Below are 889 nucleotides of genomic sequence, written 5' to 3' on the forward strand. Positions count from 1 at the left end.
ATAGGTTAGATATTGTGATGGTTTTAACTTAAAAAAATTAAACGCTGTTGAATTACTTCAACAGCTTAGCTATTTATAAGAAACTTCGCTATTCTAAATTTTTTTAACTGCTTGCGTTTTGTCATCCCATATTACCGCGTATTGACCTAGCTTTTTCTTTTTTTCCAATGCTTTGGCCACTGCACTTTGCAAAGCCTGACCGATAGCTATAGCGTTTTCAGATACTTTTTCTTTTTGTTCAGTATTCATTTATCAGCCTTTTTCTTTAGTAAATCATAATAATATTGATTAGCTACTATCATTCCCGCTATATTTTTCTCAAATACTATTTCAGGAGAATTCAGGTGGTTTATAAAACATACACAATTATCCACTCGTTTACTGTATTCCTCAAATAAGTTTTTCAAACTTTTGCCAAAGCGCCTTTCTAGCGCGGTTACGGGTATATTGTGCCCGCCATGTTTGACTCTTTCGGTAACTCGCTCTTTTGAAAGCTCTACACTTGGCAATGCAAGGTAAATTAAATCTACATCCCAGTTTTGTGCCTTCAACCTTTTAATTAGCTTTAAATAGTTTTTCCCCGCTAAGGTTGTTTCTACCGCAAAGTCTTTTTTCTTATGAATACAGTTTTCTACCTCTTTGAGCAAGAGTTTACCTGCTGTTATTAACTCTTGTTCGGGCGCTAAAGGCGATAAACCTGCAGCTATCAAATCGGCGTTAATAAAATGCGTACACCCAACCACATTTGCCAAATATTCTAAAGCAAAAGTTGTTTTTCCGGCTCCGTTAGGCCCAGCAATAATCCAACATTTAGGCATTTTAGTTTCCTTACAGGCTTTACATATAACTAGAGTAATTTAACAAAACTATGAATAGTTGCGAATTAATT

General features: G+C 35.1%; 2 protein-coding genes. Both read right to left on the minus strand.

Features of this window, described 5'->3' with window-relative positions:
- Positions 1–93: 93 nt before the first annotated feature.
- Complete coding sequence (locus tag DS2_RS20760) at positions 94–249, minus strand: hypothetical protein (RefSeq protein WP_200870169.1); 156 nt, start codon at positions 247–249, stop codon at positions 94–96.
- The gene (locus DS2_RS19370; protein WP_035016737.1) at positions 246–818 is read right to left on the minus strand and encodes a zeta toxin family protein; all 573 of its coding nucleotides are present in this window, start codon (positions 816–818) and stop codon (positions 246–248) included. The genes DS2_RS20760 and DS2_RS19370 overlap by 4 nt, the downstream gene beginning before the upstream one ends.
- Positions 819–889: the final 71 nt, after the last annotated feature.

This window comes from Catenovulum agarivorans DS-2 (assembly GCF_000568405.1).
Classification (GTDB): Bacteria; Pseudomonadota; Gammaproteobacteria; order Enterobacterales; family Alteromonadaceae; genus Catenovulum; species Catenovulum agarivorans_A.